Here is a 14,712-nt window from a genome sequence, read left to right on the forward strand (position 1 = left end):
AGTTTTTCGGTCCCGGACCAATCCGCGTGGCGGAGGGCTCCGAATCTTTTGGTTGGCATTGGCCGGGTGGCTTGAGTGATTCGCCGGTCCGGTCCGTACCGGTGGGGGCAGGAAGCAACCCCCACCGCACACCGGCCCGAGGAATTGCCATGTGGTCCCAGGATCGTCATCACGACGTCGGCGCGTACGCGCTGGGCGTGCTGGACGAGGTGGATTCGTTCCACTTCGAGGACCATGTCCGCGGCTGCCCGCAGTGCGCGGTACAGGTCACCGAGTTCCGCCCGGCTGCCCGGCAGCTGATGCTCTACCGCAACGCGACACCGCGCGCCGTGCACCCCTTCGCGGCCCCCGGCCCCCGGATGCTCGGGCGGCTGCTCGACGAGGTGTCCGCCCGCCACCGGGCGAAGCGCAGGCGCTGGCTGTTCGCCCTCGCGGCGTCCGTGGTGATCGCCGTCGGCGGCCCCGCCGTGGCCGTTCTCGCAGGTCCGGGCGAGGCTCCGGACACCGTGGCCGCCACCGACGCCAAGACGGGCGTCTGGGCCGAGGTCAGGGCCGAGGAACGGCTCTGGGGCAGCGACATCGAGCTGAAGGTCAAGGAGGCCGAGGGCGTCCACGCCTGCCGGCTCGTCGTGATCGGCAAGGACGGCTCCGAGGAGACGGCCGCCAACTGGAAGTCCCCCGAGGGCGCCGACAAGGCTTCCGAAATGGTGGGCGGAACCGCCATGCAGCGCGAGGACATCAGCCACTTCGAGGTGCGCAGCCAGGAGGGCGATCTCCTGGTGACCCTGAAGGCCCCCGCCTGGCGCTGAAGGCGCCGAACCGGCCCCCCGCCCCTTCCCCGCATCACCACCGAAGCCCGCTGAATTGGTCCGGACCTTCAATGGTTGCGGATCATGGTGGAACCCGGCAGGGACCCGGTTCCGGGTGGCTCCGGGGGACATCCGGGCCGGGCCGTCGCCCTACTTGAGCAACCGTGACAGCCGTCGGTCGGCGAGCGGCTTGCCGCCCGTCTGACACGTCGGGCAGTACTGGAGCGACGAATCGCTGAAGGAGACCTCCCGGACGGTGTCACCGCACACCGGGCAGGGCTCCCCGGCCCGGCCGTGCACGCGCAGCCCGCTCTTCTTCTCCGCCTTCAGCCTTCCCGCCGCAAGCCCCCGGGAGCGCTCCACGGCCTCGGTCAGCGTGGTGCGCAGCGCCTCGTGGAGATGCCGGATCTCCTCCGGCTTCAGGGACGAGGTCAGCCGGAAGGGCGACATCCGCGCGGCGTGCAGGATCTCGTCGCTGTACGCGTTCCCGATCCCGGCGATCAGGCTCTGGTCGCGCAACGCGCCCTTGATCTGCCGCCGCTCCCCCGCCAGCAGCCCGGCGAACCGGGTCACGTCGAACTCGTCGGCGAGGGGGTCCGGACCGAGCCTCGCGATGCCGGGGACCTGCGCCGGGTCCCGTACGACGTACACCGCCAGCCGCTTCTGCGTGCCGGCCTCGGTGAGGTCGAAGCCCTCGCCGGTCTCCAGGGCGACACGCAGGGCCAGGGGGTTCCTGCCGCCCGGCCGCGGCGGGCCGTCCGGCAGCCGGTCCTTCCACTGCAGCCACCCGGCGCGCGCCAGATGGGTGACGAGGTGCAGCTCTCCCCCGTCCGCCTCGATGTCGAGGAACTTGCCGTGGCGCCGTACGTCCGTGATCTCCCGCCCCTCGAACGCGCTCACGGGTGGGTCGTACGTCTTGAGCACGCTGATCGCCACGGGCAGGACGCGCACGGCCTCGTGCCCGACGAGGCTCCCCACCAGGAAGTCCCGGAGCGCTTCGACTTCGGGCAATTCAGGCATACGTCAAGGGTGCCATGGGGTGCTACCGGGCGCTGGGGGGTGCGTTTGTCGGGTGCGGGTGGGTGGGGCTTCTCGCGCAGTTCCCCGCGCCCCTGAAAAGCAGGGGCTGCGCCCCGTGCTTTTCAGGCCCGCAGGGGCCTGATGCTTCTAGGGGCGCGGGGAACTGCGCGACCAGCCCCCACGCACCCGCACCCGACACGCACCCCAACCGCCCACCCCCTACGCACCCACCAGCAGAAACTCGCACCACACGCACTTGCCCCCACCCCGCGCCTCCACCCCCCACACATCCGTCAGCCGGTCCACGAGCAGCAACCCCCGCCCCGACACCCCCGCCTCCCCCGCCTCCCGCCGCCGCGGCAGCGCGCTGGAGGAGTCCTCGACCTCCACCCGCAGCCGCCGGTCCGACCCCGCGAGCGCCCGCAGCGTCACGATCGCGGACCCCTCCGTGTGCATGAGCGCATTGGTGACCAGCTCGTCGGCGACGAGTTCGATCTCGTCGGCCCGGTCCCCCGCCCCCCAGGTCCGCACGGCCGCGCCGATCATGTGCCGGGCCTCCCTGAGCGCCTCCGGGTCGCCGGGCCCGACGTGCTGCTGGAGCCGCCCGCCGGGCTGCTCGGCGCTGCGGCTGCGGCGGCGCAGCAGGAGCAGGGCCACGTCGTCGTCGCCGCCCCGCTCCTCCGCCACGTCGATGAGCCGGTCGGCGAGATCGTCGACGTCCTCGGGCCCGGTGGCGATCAGCGCCCGCAGCGTCCGCATGCCGTCGTCGAGGTCGGCGCCAGGCTCCTCGATGAGCCCGTCGGTGCACAGCAGCAGCGTCTGGCCGGGGTCCAGCTCGACGGCGGTCACCGGATACTCCAGGCCGCCGAACTCGGCGGACAGCCCGAGCGGCAGCCCGCCCTCCACGGTCACCCGGTGACAGCTGCCGTCGGTGTGCCGGACGAGGGGGTCGATGTGCCCGGCCCTGACCACCTGGACCACCCCGGTGGCCAGATCGGCCTCCGCGTACAGACAGGTGGCGAAGCGGTCGGTGTCGAGTTCGTGGAGGAAGGCGGAGGCGCGGGCCATCACGGTGGCCGGGGTGTGGCCCTCGGTGGCGTAGGCCTTCAGGACGATGCGGAGCTGGCCCATGACGGCCGCCGCGTGCGTGTCGTGGCCCTGGACGTCACCGATGACCGCGCCGACCCGCCCGCCGGGCAGCGGGATCAGGTCGTACCAGTCGCCGCCGATGTCCCGTCCGAGGGAGCCCCCGAAGGACGCGGCCCGGTAGCGGACGGCGATGTCGGCGCCGGGGACGCTGGGGATGGACCGCGGCAGCATGGCCTGCTGCAGACCCTCGGCGAGGTCCTTCTCCTGCTCGTAGAACATGGCCCGCTGCAGGCTCTGGGCGATGCTGCTGCCGAGCGCGATGAGGACGTCGCGCTCCTCGGAGCTGAAGCCGCGCCGGTCGTTGTAGAGCAGTCCCATCGCGCCGATGGGGCGGGCCTGCACGATCAGCGGCAGATAGGCGGCCGAGGTGATCTTGAGGTCGGTGATGTGCGGCCACAGCAGCGGGTAGGACTCGGCGAACTCCTCCGGCGACTCGATGAAGTGCGGGGCGAGCTGCCGTACGACCTCGTTCATCGGGTACTTCACGTCGAGGCGGGTGACGCGGGTGCCGGGCACGTAGCTGTCCTCGGGGCCGGCGGCGACCATCCGGACGCGGCCGGCCTCCAGCAGGCCCATGACCAGGCTGGTCGCGCCGAGGTGGGTGAGGCCGTCGGTGTCCTCCAGGACGTCGATCACGTCCTGGACGGTCCGGGCGTGGGCCAGGGCGGCGGTGATGATCTGGACGACGTTGGCCTGTCTGCGGCGGACCTCGTCGTGTGCGGTCCGCTCGGTGCGGGAGCGGATCTCGCGCAGTTCCCGGGTGGCGTCGCGGACGATGCCGATGACCCGGTACGGGCGGCCCGTCTCGTCGCGGCGGATGTAGCCCTGGGTGTGGGTCCAGCGCATGGTGCCGTCGCGCAGCCGGAGACGGAAGTAGGCGCCGTAGTTCTCGCTGCCGTCCTTGAGCGCCTGCGAGACGAGGGTGTCGAGCCTGCGGCCCTCCATCGGGGGCACCCGCAGCGACAGGGTCTCGGGCCTGCCGTCGTACTCGTCCGGGCGCACGTCGAAGATCTCGTGGGCCGTGGCGTCCATGTGGAACGCACCGGCGTCGAGGTCCCAGTCGAAGGTGCCCATGAGGTTGAGCGCCAGGACCGGGTCCGGGTGGGAGAGCCAGTCGTCCGGGACGTCCGAATCACTCGCTCCCCGATCAACCATGGGGACACTTTGACAGCATTTGCCCGAATATTCGAGTGGAGTGACCCTTGTCGGCACACTCACTATCGTCGGTGGCGTGGACTGGTTCGCCGCGCCCGACCTCTGGCTGAGCAGACTGCTCCTCCAGCGGTCGCTGGCCGCCCTCTATCTGGTCGCCTTCCTCGGGGCGGCCCTGCAGTTCCGCGCACTGATCGGGGAGCGCGGCATGCTGCCGGTGCCCCGCTTCGTCGAGCGGGTGCCGTTCCGGCGGGCGCCGAGCGTGTTCCACCTCCACTACTCGGACCGCTTCTTCGCGGGGTGGGCCTGGGCGGGCTGTGCGGTCTCGGCCGCGCTCGTCGCGGGACTGGACGCGCTGCTGCCCCTCTGGGCGGGCATGGCGCTGTGGCTGGTGCCGTGGGCGATGTACCTGTCGATCGTGAACGTCGGGCAGACCTGGTACGGGTTCGGCTGGGAGTCACTGCTCCTGGAGACCGGCTTCCTGGCCGTCTTCCTCGGCAACGACGAGGTGGCGCCGCCGGTCGTCGTGCTGTTCCTGCTGCGCTGGGTGCTGTTCCGGGTGGAGTTCGGCGCCGGGCTGATCAAGATGCGCGGCGACGCGTGCTGGCGGAAGCTGACGTGCCTCGACCACCATCACGAGACCCAGCCGATGCCCGGTCCGCTCAGCTGGTTCTTCCACCACCTCCCGAAGCCGCTGCACCGCGTCGAGGTGGCCGCCAACCACGTCACCCAGCTGGTGGTGCCGTTCCTGCTGTTCGCCCCGCAGCCCGTCGCCACGGGCGCCGCCGCGCTGATGATCCTCACCCAGCTCTGGCTCGTCCTGTCGGGAAACTTCGCCTGGCTGAACTGGATCACGATCGTGCTGGCCCTGTCCGCGGTCGACGTCGGCGGGCCGGCGCCGAGGACCCCCGGCACTCCGCTCTGGTACACGGCCCTGGTGCTCGCGGTCACCGCCCTGGTGCTCGCGCTCAGCCACCGCCCCGTCCGCAACATGCTCTCCCGCCGCCAGGTCATGAACCGCTCCTTCGACCCCCTGCACCTGGTCAACACCTACGGGGCGTTCGGGAGCGTCAGCCGGGTGCGCCACGAGGTGGTGATCGAGGGGACCGCGGACGAGGTGCCGCGCGAGGACGCGGGCTGGCGGGAGTACGAGTTCCGGGGCAAGCCGGGGGATCCACGCCGCTGGCCGCGCCAGTTCGCCCCGTACCATCTGCGGCTCGACTGGCTGATGTGGTTCGCCGCGCTCTCCCCCGCGTACGCCGGCTCCTGGTTCGGCGCCCTGATGGAACGGCTCCTGGAGAACGACCGCGACACCCTGCGACTGCTCGGCCGCTCCCCGTTCCCCGCCGATGCCCCGCCCCGCTTCGTCCGCGCCCGGCTCTTCCGTTACCGGTACACGACCTGGCGCGAGCTGAGGGAGACCGGCGCCTGCTGGGAACGCACCTACGTACGGGAGTTCATGCCGCCGACCCGGCTGACCGGCACGCCGACGCGCAGGCCGTAGCGGGGTCGGGGACGGACTTCTTCCCGGTGGACCCTCGACGCGGGGCCGCGCCGCAGGGCACAGTGCTCCCGTACTCGATCACTACTCACGGGTACGCCTTCGCGCACCGCGTACGACACCGACGCGCACGACACCGCCAGGGAGCGCCCGTGACCAGCTGGACCGGCCGGACCGCCGCCGAGATCGCCGACGCCGTACGGGAGGGGCGGGTGACGCCGCGCGAGGTGGTGGCGGAGCACCTGGCGCGGATCGAGGCGCTGGACGGGCGCATCGGGGCGTTCCGCTCGGTCCGGGCACAGGCGGCCCTGGCCGAGGCGGACGAGGTGGCCGGCCGGGCCGACCTCGCCGGACTGCCGCTGGCAGGTGTGCCGGTGGCGGTCAAGGACAACCTCGGCGTACGGGGCGAGTCCACCCTGAACGGGTCCGCCGCGACCCCGCGGACGCCGGCCGGGGACGACCATGTGACCGTGGCCCGGCTGCGGGCGGCGGGCGCGGTGGTCGTGGGGCTGACGAACGTGCCCGAGCTGTGCGTGTTCGGCACCACGGACGGCGTGCACGGCATCGCCCGCAACCCCTGGGACACCTCGCGCACGGCGGGCGGCTCGTCGGGCGGCAGCGCGGCCGCCGTCGCCGCCGGGCTGGTGCCGCTGGCCCTCGGCAACGACGGGATGGGGTCGCTGCGGATACCGGCGGCCCACTGCGGCCTGCTCGGGCTCAAGCCGGGCTTCGGTGTCGTCCCGGCGGACATCGGGCACGGCGACTGGTTCGGCATGTCGGAGAACGGGCCGTTGGCAACGACCGTCGAGGACACCCGGCTGATGTTCGGCGTCCTGGCGGGCACCGGCACCGCCCCGCCGCCGGGTTCCGCCCCGTCCGCACCGCGCATCGCCCTGTCCGTGCGCAGCCCCCTGGTCGGCGTGACCGTCACCCGCCCGTACGCCGACGCCGCGCGCCGGGCGGCCGGGCTGCTGACCGGGGACGGTCTGACGGTCCGGCCGGCCGATCCGCCGTACCCCGTCCGGCTGGGCACGACGTCGCTGGCGCACTGGACGGCGGGCACGGCGGTGGACGCGGAGGGCCTGGACCCGAGGCTGCTCACCCGGCGCACGCGGGTGCACGCGGCCGTGGGGCGACGCTTCGTGAAGGGGGTGCGCACGGGCGACCACCGGGAGCGGCTGCGCCGGCGTCTGGAGCCGTTCTTCGCCGCCCACGACGTGCTCCTCACCCCGGCGCTGGCCCGGCGCGGGCCCGCGGCCGCGCCCTGGCACGAGCGGGGGTGGCTGCGCAATCTGCTGGTGAACACCGCCTGCTCGCCGCTGACGCCGCCGTGGAACCTCACGGGCTGGCCGGCGATGTCCGTGCCGTTCGGCACGCTGCCCTCGGGCGCGCCCTGCGCCGTGCAGCTGGTGGGCCTGCCGGGCTCGGAACCGCAACTCCTGGAGGTGGCGGGCCGGTTGGAGGAGCTGAACCCGTGGCGGCGGACGGCGCCGCTCGACTAGTGCCGCGGCAGGCAACGTTTGCCCGTGAAGGAGCGGCGTCCGGTGCGTGCTCTCGGCGTGCCGGGCGCATGCCCTCGTACTGGATGTACTTGGGCTTGTGCCCGGTGCGGCGAGAGTGCGTGCCGGGCGTCGCGACGGGGCGAACGTTGCCTGCCGCGGCACTAGTAGTGCTTCGTTACGTTGGGTGATCTCGGCTGTTCGTGGGCAGCTTCCCGGGGTGAGGTTGGGGGAAGTGGAACGGCTCCGGGGTGAGTTGGCGGAGTTCGTTGCCGATGTGTTCGGGTCGTTTCCGCGGCGGGATCAGCGGCGGTGGGGCGAGTGTTATCTGCGGGGTCTGATGCTGGACGGCAGGCGCAAGTCGGTGCAGCCGATGGCCGAGCGGCTGCCGGACGGGAACATGCAGGCTCTGCAGCAGTTCGTGAGCCAGTCGCCGTGGGATCCGCTGCCGGTCCGGCGGCGGATCGCCGGGCGGCTGTGCGAAGTTGTCAGGCCCGAGGTGTGGGTGATCGACGACGTGTCGTTCCCCAAGTGCGGGAAGGCGTCGGTCGGGGTGGCCCGCCAGTACTGCGGAGCGGTCGGCAAGCGGGCGAACTGCCAGGTCGCGGTCAGTGTCCATGCCGCCACCGACACCGCCTCGTGCCCGTTGCAGTGGCAGTTGTATCTGCCGCGGGAGTGGACGGACGAGCCGGAGCGGTGCCGCAGAGCAGGAGTCCCCGACGATGTGGTGCACCGGGAGAAGTGGCGCCTCGCGCTCGGCCTGCTGGACACGCTCGCCGAGTGGCAGCTGAAGGCGCCGGTCGTGGTCGCCGACGCCGGCTACGGCGTCAGCACTCTGTTCCGGCTCGGTCTTGAGGAGCGGGGGCTGTCCTATGTCCTGGCCCTGACCGGGAAGGAAGTCGCCCACCCGGACGAAGCCGAGCCGCACCGGCCTGCTTACGGCGGGCTCGGACCGCCCGCCCTTCCCCGCTACCGCACCCCACCCCAAGCCGTTTCCGTCCTCGCGGCGCACGCGGGTGCACGGCAGTTCACCGAGGTGACCTGGAGGCAGGGCAGCAAAGGCGCGATGACCTCACGGTTCGCGGTGCTGACCATGCGGCCCGCGGGCAAGCAGTCCCTGGCCGCAGCTCAGGAGGCGGGCGGCGGCCGCAACCGGTGGGACGGCATCCTGCCCGTCCGGACACTGCTCGTCGAATGGCCCGACGGGCAGGACACTCCGACCAACTACTGGATATCGAACCTGCCCGCCACCACACCGACCGCTGACCTGGTGCGGTGGGCGAAGATGCGCTGGCGGATCGAGCACGACTACCGCGAACTCAAGCACGGCCTCGGCCTGGACCATTTCGAGGGCCGCACCTGGCGCGGCTGGCACCACCACGTCACCCTCGTCACCGCCGCACAAGCCTTCCTCACCCTGCGGCGGCTCGACCCAAAAGTCCGCACACCGGCCTGACCCTCTACCAGGTCCTCGACGTCCTTCAGGGCCTGCTGAGGTGCTGGACCGGTACCTGCACCACCTGCGGCCGCCCCCTGCCCCGCCCTCGAAGCCGCCACAGACAGCCCAGAACCTAACGAAGCACTACTAGATGAATGAGTCCAAGGGGTGTCGTTGCGGTCAGTGATCGTAGGCGGTGAGTGACCGTTTGATCGGCTGTCCGGTCTTGTCGTTGTGCCAGATCGCCGCTGTGAGCGCGAGGATCCGGCACAGGACGCGGGCCGCCACCCCTGCCGGGCTCTTGCCGCCGTGTCGTTCCAGGTCGAGCTGGGCCTTGAGGGTCTGGTTGATCGATTCGATGACCTGCCGCAGCGGCTTGAACAGGTGTGCCCCGGCCCGTTCGGCCTCTCCCTTGCGGGCCGGCCGCAGCAACTCAAGGTGACGCTCGGCCAGGTCGTGCTCGAACTCGCGGCCGTAGTAGTTCTTGTCCCCGATGATCGTCTGGCCGGGGCGGGCCGCTGTGACATCGGGCGCGGTGTCGAGCATGTCGCGCAGTGTCTCGCGCTCGTCGGCCTTCGCACCGGTGAGGGCGAACAGGACCGGCAGCCCGCCAAGCGTGCACACCAGATGCAGCCGCAGTCCCCAGAAGTACCGTGAGTGCGACGCGCAGTAGCCGTACTGGGCCCAGCCCGCCAGGTCCGAGCGTTTGGTCGTCTCGCGGGAGCATCCGCAGCCGACCGGGGTGGAGTCGACCAGCCACACGTCATCGCTCCACAGCGAGGTGTCCCGGGCGAGGATCCGGATCATGCTGGTGAGCAGCGAGGAAGCGGCGCGCAGCCGCTTGCTGTAGCCGGACTGCTGGGGCACGTAAGGGAAGAGGCGACCGAGGTCCTTCCCCACACGGCGCAGCCAGCGCCGCTCGGAGGTGTAACCGAGCAGCGCCGACATGACCGCGAGGGTGACCAGTTCGGCGTCACTGAGCGTGGGCGCGATCCCGACGACGGGCCGGTACGGGGCCAGCCACGGCGAAGCCTTCAACTCGTCGTCGATTCGGGCATAGAGTGCCGTTGCGAGGGTGTCCAGGTCTGTCTTCACACACTGACATTGGACGCCCTCGTCCTATGTTCGCAGGCCAACCCTTGGACTCATTCATCTAGGCCCTTCTGACGGATCTCCGCGGCGTCGCGGCGCCCCGCGTCAGAGCGCCTTGTACATGATGTGCAGCCCCACCGGGCCGTGCTTCGGATGCTCGAACGCGTCCGGGACGGTGCCGAGGACGGTGAAGCCGAGCGAGGTCCACAGCCGTACGGCGGGGTTGGTCTCGACGACGGCGTTGAACACCATGCCCCGGAAGCCCTGGGCCCTGGCCTCGGCGAGGACGTGAGAGGCGAGGGCGCGGCCGATGCCCCGGCCGCCGTGGGCGGGGTCGACCATGAAGCCCGCGTTGGCGACGCGGGCCGCGGGACCGCCGTAGTTGGGGGTGAGGAAGGCGGAGCCGGTCAGTGCCCCGGTCTCGTCCTCGACGACGTAGACGCGCTTGGCGGGGGCCATCCACAGGGCGCGGGCGGCTTCCTCGGAGGTGTCCGGGTCCCAGGTGTAGGTGTCCCCGGCGGCGACGACGCGGTGCCAGAACGGCCAGATGCCGGGCCAGTCGTCGGCGGTGGCTTCTCTGATCTGCATGGGCGCGAGTCTGGCACGCCCATGCAGGTCGGCGATCACATGCCTGTGCCGGTCAGTCCACGCTGGGCAGGATGTGGGGCTCGGCGAGGTCGTCCTCGTAGCCCGCCAGCCGGATCGGGGCGGACCTGGCCCACACGTCCAGGCTGCCCAGGTCCTTCTTCGCCCGGCCGCCCTCGGTGCGTTCCTTGGGGCGTTGATCGCCCTTCGTCTTCTCTGGTGTCACCGCGCACTCCTTATGTGTCGGTCACCCTCGGGACGTCGGCCCAGCCTGCCGCTGTGCGCCTGACGTCCGCTCGGGTCTGAGTCGATGTCAGTTCGGACGCGGTGGCGCCGGATCGTATGGGTGTGAGATCAGGCCGTGGTGACCGGCTTGTCCCGGGACGGACCGTGGGTGTGGGTGGGACCCAGATAAGGCTGTCCGTCCGGTACAGAGTAACCAAATGAGCGGGTGGCCGCTCTATGGGGCTGGAAACAAGAGGTAACTGTCTTGAGTCGTTCAGCGCCCAGCAGGCCCCACCCTAGGGCAATTTGACCCATTTGGTAGGTTTTCTCATCACCCGTTCGGCTCAGTTCCCGCTCCGCGCACCGGCCCGACGACCCGTCGGATCACCGGCCTCGGCGCGCAGTTCAGGTCCCGTTGGCCGAATGGCAAGCGGACCATGATCTGCTCCTGTGCCGCAACGGCATTTCTCGCGGGCGGACTCGGGAGGACCGGCGGATGGAACTGCGCGGCGTCGACGAGCTGATGGATCTGCTGCACGGCCGCCGGGGCGGCGTCCCGGCACCACAGCGGCGCCGGGACGGACCGGACCGCCCTCCCGGCACCCGTCCGGACCCGCACGCACACGCGCTGCGGACCGCGGCGCTGCTGCGCCGGGGCCGGCCCGCCGACAAGGAACTGCAGGTGGCCGGTCTGGTGCACACCCTGGGGCAGTTGCTCCGACCGGGTGAGGACACGGAGGACACGGATCTGGCGGCCGACGCGGTCCGGCCGCTGCTCGGCGACCGCGTCGCCCATCTCGTACGCCTGCACGCTCTCGGCCCCGATCACCTGGTACGACTGCACGCGGGCGGCTGGGTGGACGCCGGTCTGGTCGAGGACGTACTGACGCTACGCCAGGCGGGTGAGGCCGGCCGGTCGGCGGGGCTGGACACCGGGGATCCGGAGGACTGGCGCACCGTGCTGGAACTGGTGGCCGACCGGGCGGACCGCGCCGAGCGGGCCCGCCAGGTCGGGGCGTCGGCTCACCACTTGCCGGGCGCGTAGTCCTTCAGGAAGACGCCGTACACGTCCTCGCCCTGCTCGCCGAGCACGACGGGGTCGTAGACGCGGGCCGCGCCGTCGACGAGGTCGAGCGGGGCGTGGAAGCCCTCGTCGGCGAGGCGCAGCTTGTCGAAGTGGGGGCGTTCGTCGGTGATCCAGCCGGTGTCGACCGAGGTCATCAGGATGCCGTCGGTCTGGAACATCTCCTGGGCGCTGGTGCGCGTCACCATGTTCATCGCGGCCTTGGCAGCGTTGGTGTTCGGGTGGCCCGCACCCTTGTAGCCGCGGCCGAAGACGCCCTCCATCGCGGAGACGTTCACGACGTACGCCCGTCCGCTGGCCGCCGCCTTCGCGGCCTCGGCCATGACCGGGCGGAGCTTGCTGATCAAGATGAAGGGCGCCGTGTAGTTGCACAGCTGGGTCTCCAGCAGCTCCACCGGGGAGATCTGCTCGATGGTCTGCACCCAGGTGTTGCTCTCGACCACGTCGGGGACGAGGCCGCCCGCGTCGATGGCGGTGCCGTCGAGGTGGCGGGCCACACTGGCGTTGCCGGCGACCAGGGCGAGGTCGGCGACCGCTTGCGCGTCGAGTCCGCTGACCCCCGCCGGGAGTGCGGTCAGCCCGGTCAGGCCGTCCACCGCTCCGGAGTTGAAGGCGCCGATGACGTGGTGCGGGGGGAGTTCGCCGGCGGGCAGCGGGGCGCTCTCGCCCTCGACCAGGGCGGCGTAGGCGGAGGGCAGCCGGCGTACGGTCTGGGTCGCGTTGTTGATGAGGATGTCCAGGGGGCCCGCCTCGGCCACCCGCTCGGCGAGGGCCACGGCCTGGGCCGGGTCGCGCAGGTCGATGCCGACGACCTCCAGGCGGTGCATCCAGTCCGCCGAGTCGTCCATGGCGTTGAAGCGGCGGATGGCGTCCTTGGGGAAGCGCGTGGTGATCGTCGTGTGTGCGCCGTCGCGCAGCAGCCGCAGGGCGATGTACATGCCGATCTTGGCGCGGCCGCCGGTGAGCAGGGCGCGCTTGCCGGTGAGGTCGGCGCGGGCGTCGCGCTTGCCGCGGTTCAGGCTGGCGCAGTCGGCGCAGAGCTGGTGGTAGAAGTAGTCGACCTCGACGTACCGGGTCTTGCAGGTGTAGCAGGAGCGGGGGCGCTGGAGTATCCCCGCGATCTTCCCTTCCTCCGTCACGGACGACGGCAGGATGCCCTCGGTCTCGTCGTCGATCCGCTGGGCGGAGCCGGTGGCGGTGGACTCCGTGACCGCCTTGTCGTGGGCGGTCTTCGCGGCGCGGCGCTCCTGGCGGCGGCGCTGCTTGACCATGCGGTAGACACCGGCGGTCGCCCGGCGCACCGCGATGGCGTCCGGGTGGTCGACCTCCAGCTTGTCCAGCTCCTCCAGCACGCCGAGGCACACGGCGAGCCGGTCCGGGTCGATGCCCGGGCCGTACACGACCTCGTCCATGGCCGCCGGGCCGTCCTCTGTCACCGTCATCGCGCTGCCGCTTCCCTGATCACGTGCGGCCCGCCGGGACGCGTCCGCTGTCGAACGGGGAATTGTACGGAGGGGAGGCTGTAGTGGCCAAACTTCGGGTGCGGGCCGGTGGGGGCTGGTCGCGCAGTTCCCCGCGCCCCTGAAAAAGCGGGGCTGCGCCCCTGCTTTTCCGCCCGAAGGGCACGGGGCGCGGCGACGCACCCCTACGCGTCACACCTCACACGCCGCCAACAGGTCCTCCACTTCCCGGGTGACCGCCCGGGAGAGCCGCTCCAGGTCCGGGACGGCCTCCGCGTCGGCGACCAGGCCGTAGTGGACGCTGCCCCGGTACGTCGAGACGGCCACCGCGAGGGACTGGCCGTGGGCGAGCGGGGCCAGGGGGTAGATCTCGGCGAGGGGGCAGCCGCCGAGGCGGAGCCCGAGGCTCGGCAGCGGCACGCTGGTGACGAGGATGTCGAACCAGAGGCGGGCGGCCTGGCTGACCAGCGGGCCGCCGAGCCGGTGGCCGAGCGGCAGCACGTGGTCCGCGAGGAGGGCGACCGCGCCGGCGCCCCGGTTGGGCCCGGCGTCCTTGTTGCGGTCCATCGCCGCGCGCACCGTCCGCAGCCGGCCGAGCGGGTCCGGGTCGTCCACGGGGAGTTTCATCAGATAGCCGGAGAGCCGGTTGCCCTGCGGATGCGCGGTGCGGGGGCGCCGCCGGGAGACGGGGATCAGGGCCCGGGGGGCGACCCCCTCGCTGCCGTCCCCGCGCTCGTCCAGCCACCGGCGCAGCGCCCCCGCGACCACGGCGATGAGGACGTCGTTGACGGTGCCGCCGACGGTCTTGCGGATCCGGTGCACGTCGTCGAGGTCCACCAGCACCCCGGCGGTGCGGCGGGTGCCGCTGGCCCCGGAGGTCAGCGCGGCGGAGGAGCGGGCGGCGAGGGTCGCGTCGAGTGTGGTGCGGGCCACGGAGGCGCCGATGTCGAGGGCGCGCCCGAGGTCGGAGAAGGTGCCCCGGACCAGGTCGGGCAGTTTGCGCACCTCGTCGAGGAGGCGGCGCGGCGGCTCGGCGGGACGCGGCCGGGGCGCGGGCATCTCGACGGGGTCCATGACGGCGGCGGCGAGCGTCAGTGCCCGCAGTCCGTCGGCCAGGGCGTGGTGGAACTTGAACAGCACGGCGAAGGAGGCACCGTCCGCCGCGGGCAGCACATGGGCCTCCCAGGGCGGCCGGCCGCGCTCCAGCGGACGCTCCATCAGCCGCCCGGCCGCCTCGTGGAAGTCGGGGGTCGGCGCGTGCAGCCGTACGTGGTCGAAGGGCTCGAAGTCGGCGACCGGTTCCCGGGTCGCGCCGCCGAACGCCAGCGGCAGCCGGACGTCCGGGACCCAGACGTCCCGGATCCGCATCCGCAGTCCCGGCACGGCGGCGGCCCGCGTGGCGAGCAGTTCGGCGGCGTGGGCGCCCGCGGTGGGCGAGTCGGCCGTGAAGACGCCGAGGGCGGCCAGGTGCATGGGATGTTCGGCGGACTCGATGTTCCAGAACGCCAGGTCGAGGGGGGCCAGCAGGTCGGAAGTCAATGGCTTGCCTCGCGTCGACGACGGGTGAGTCAGCAGTCAATCGCTGTTGGCCGATTACGGTCAAGTACGATCAAGCTACGCACAGTTAACAACAGATTACGTTCCATCTCCTGGTGAAGGCGGGACGCATGGGACATCCGTGTGCACCGAGGTCACCCT

General features: G+C 71.8%; 12 protein-coding genes. 5 read left to right on the forward strand and 7 right to left on the reverse strand.

Annotated elements, in window-relative coordinates:
- Positions 1-149 precede the first annotated feature (149 nt).
- On the forward strand, positions 150-809 hold the full coding sequence (locus SCAB_RS05525; protein WP_012999062.1) for a hypothetical protein: 660 nt from the start codon (positions 150-152) through the stop codon (positions 807-809).
- A gap of 150 nt (positions 810-959) precedes the next feature.
- On the opposite strand, the gene SCAB_RS05530 is transcribed toward SCAB_RS05525, so the two are convergent.
- Positions 960-1,829, reverse strand: a complete 870-nt coding sequence (locus tag SCAB_RS05530; protein WP_012999063.1) for an Fpg/Nei family DNA glycosylase — start codon at positions 1,827-1,829, stop codon at positions 960-962.
- 219 nt (positions 1,830-2,048) lie between these two features.
- Complete coding sequence (locus tag SCAB_RS05535; RefSeq protein WP_012999064.1) at positions 2,049-4,133, reverse strand: SpoIIE family protein phosphatase; 2,085 nt, start codon at positions 4,131-4,133, stop codon at positions 2,049-2,051.
- Between the two features lie 76 nt (positions 4,134-4,209).
- Between SCAB_RS05535 and SCAB_RS05540 the strand changes: the two genes are divergently transcribed.
- The 3 genes from SCAB_RS05540 (at position 4,210) to SCAB_RS05550 (ending at position 8,586) form a co-directional block, all read left to right on the forward strand.
- Positions 4,210-5,634 carry a lipase maturation factor family protein gene (locus tag SCAB_RS05540; protein WP_012999065.1) on the forward strand — a complete coding sequence of 475 codons (1,425 nt, stop codon included), beginning with the start codon at positions 4,210-4,212 and terminating at the stop codon, positions 5,632-5,634.
- Positions 5,635-5,783: 149 nt separating this feature from the next.
- The gene (locus SCAB_RS05545) at positions 5,784-7,133 is read left to right on the forward strand and encodes an amidase (protein WP_012999066.1); all 1,350 of its coding nucleotides are present in this window, start codon (positions 5,784-5,786) and stop codon (positions 7,131-7,133) included.
- Between the two features lie 217 nt (positions 7,134-7,350).
- Positions 7,351-8,586, forward strand: coding sequence for an IS701 family transposase (locus SCAB_RS05550; protein ID WP_078580060.1), 1,236 nt, complete (start codon positions 7,351-7,353; stop codon positions 8,584-8,586).
- A 162-nt stretch (positions 8,587-8,748) separates the two neighbouring features.
- Here SCAB_RS05550 and SCAB_RS05555 read toward each other — a convergent pair whose 3' ends face one another.
- The 3 genes from SCAB_RS05555 to SCAB_RS47645 form a co-directional block, all read right to left on the reverse strand.
- Complete coding sequence (locus SCAB_RS05555) at positions 8,749-9,663, reverse strand: IS982 family transposase (protein ID WP_012999068.1); 915 nt, start codon at positions 9,661-9,663, stop codon at positions 8,749-8,751.
- Positions 9,664-9,765: 102 nt separating this feature from the next.
- Positions 9,766-10,248, reverse strand: coding sequence for a GNAT family N-acetyltransferase (locus SCAB_RS05560; protein WP_012999069.1), 483 nt, complete (start codon positions 10,246-10,248; stop codon positions 9,766-9,768).
- 52 nt (positions 10,249-10,300) lie between these two features.
- Positions 10,301-10,471: a hypothetical protein gene (locus SCAB_RS47645; protein ID WP_012999070.1), complete on the reverse strand. Its 171-nt coding sequence runs from the start codon at positions 10,469-10,471 to the stop codon at positions 10,301-10,303.
- A 495-nt stretch (positions 10,472-10,966) separates the two neighbouring features.
- Here SCAB_RS47645 and SCAB_RS05565 point away from each other — a divergent pair, with 495 nt between their 5' ends.
- Entirely contained in the window at positions 10,967-11,515 is a 549-nt protein-coding gene (locus tag SCAB_RS05565; RefSeq protein WP_041668908.1) for a hypothetical protein, read from the forward strand.
- On the opposite strand, the gene SCAB_RS05570 is transcribed toward SCAB_RS05565, so the two are convergent.
- Together SCAB_RS05570 and SCAB_RS05575 are read right to left on the reverse strand one after the other, a co-directional pair.
- Positions 11,494-12,996 (reverse strand): SDR family NAD(P)-dependent oxidoreductase, encoded by a 1,503-nt coding sequence (locus SCAB_RS05570; RefSeq protein ID WP_012999072.1) that lies wholly within the window; start codon positions 12,994-12,996, stop codon positions 11,494-11,496. The genes SCAB_RS05565 and SCAB_RS05570 overlap by 22 nt on opposite strands.
- Positions 12,997-13,206: 210 nt before the next feature.
- Positions 13,207-14,553, reverse strand: coding sequence for a wax ester/triacylglycerol synthase family O-acyltransferase (locus tag SCAB_RS05575; protein WP_012999073.1), 1,347 nt, complete (start codon positions 14,551-14,553; stop codon positions 13,207-13,209).
- Positions 14,554-14,712 lie beyond the last annotated feature (159 nt).

This window comes from Streptomyces scabiei 87.22, assembly GCF_000091305.1.
Lineage (GTDB): Bacteria > Actinomycetota > Actinomycetes > Streptomycetales > Streptomycetaceae > Streptomyces > Streptomyces scabiei.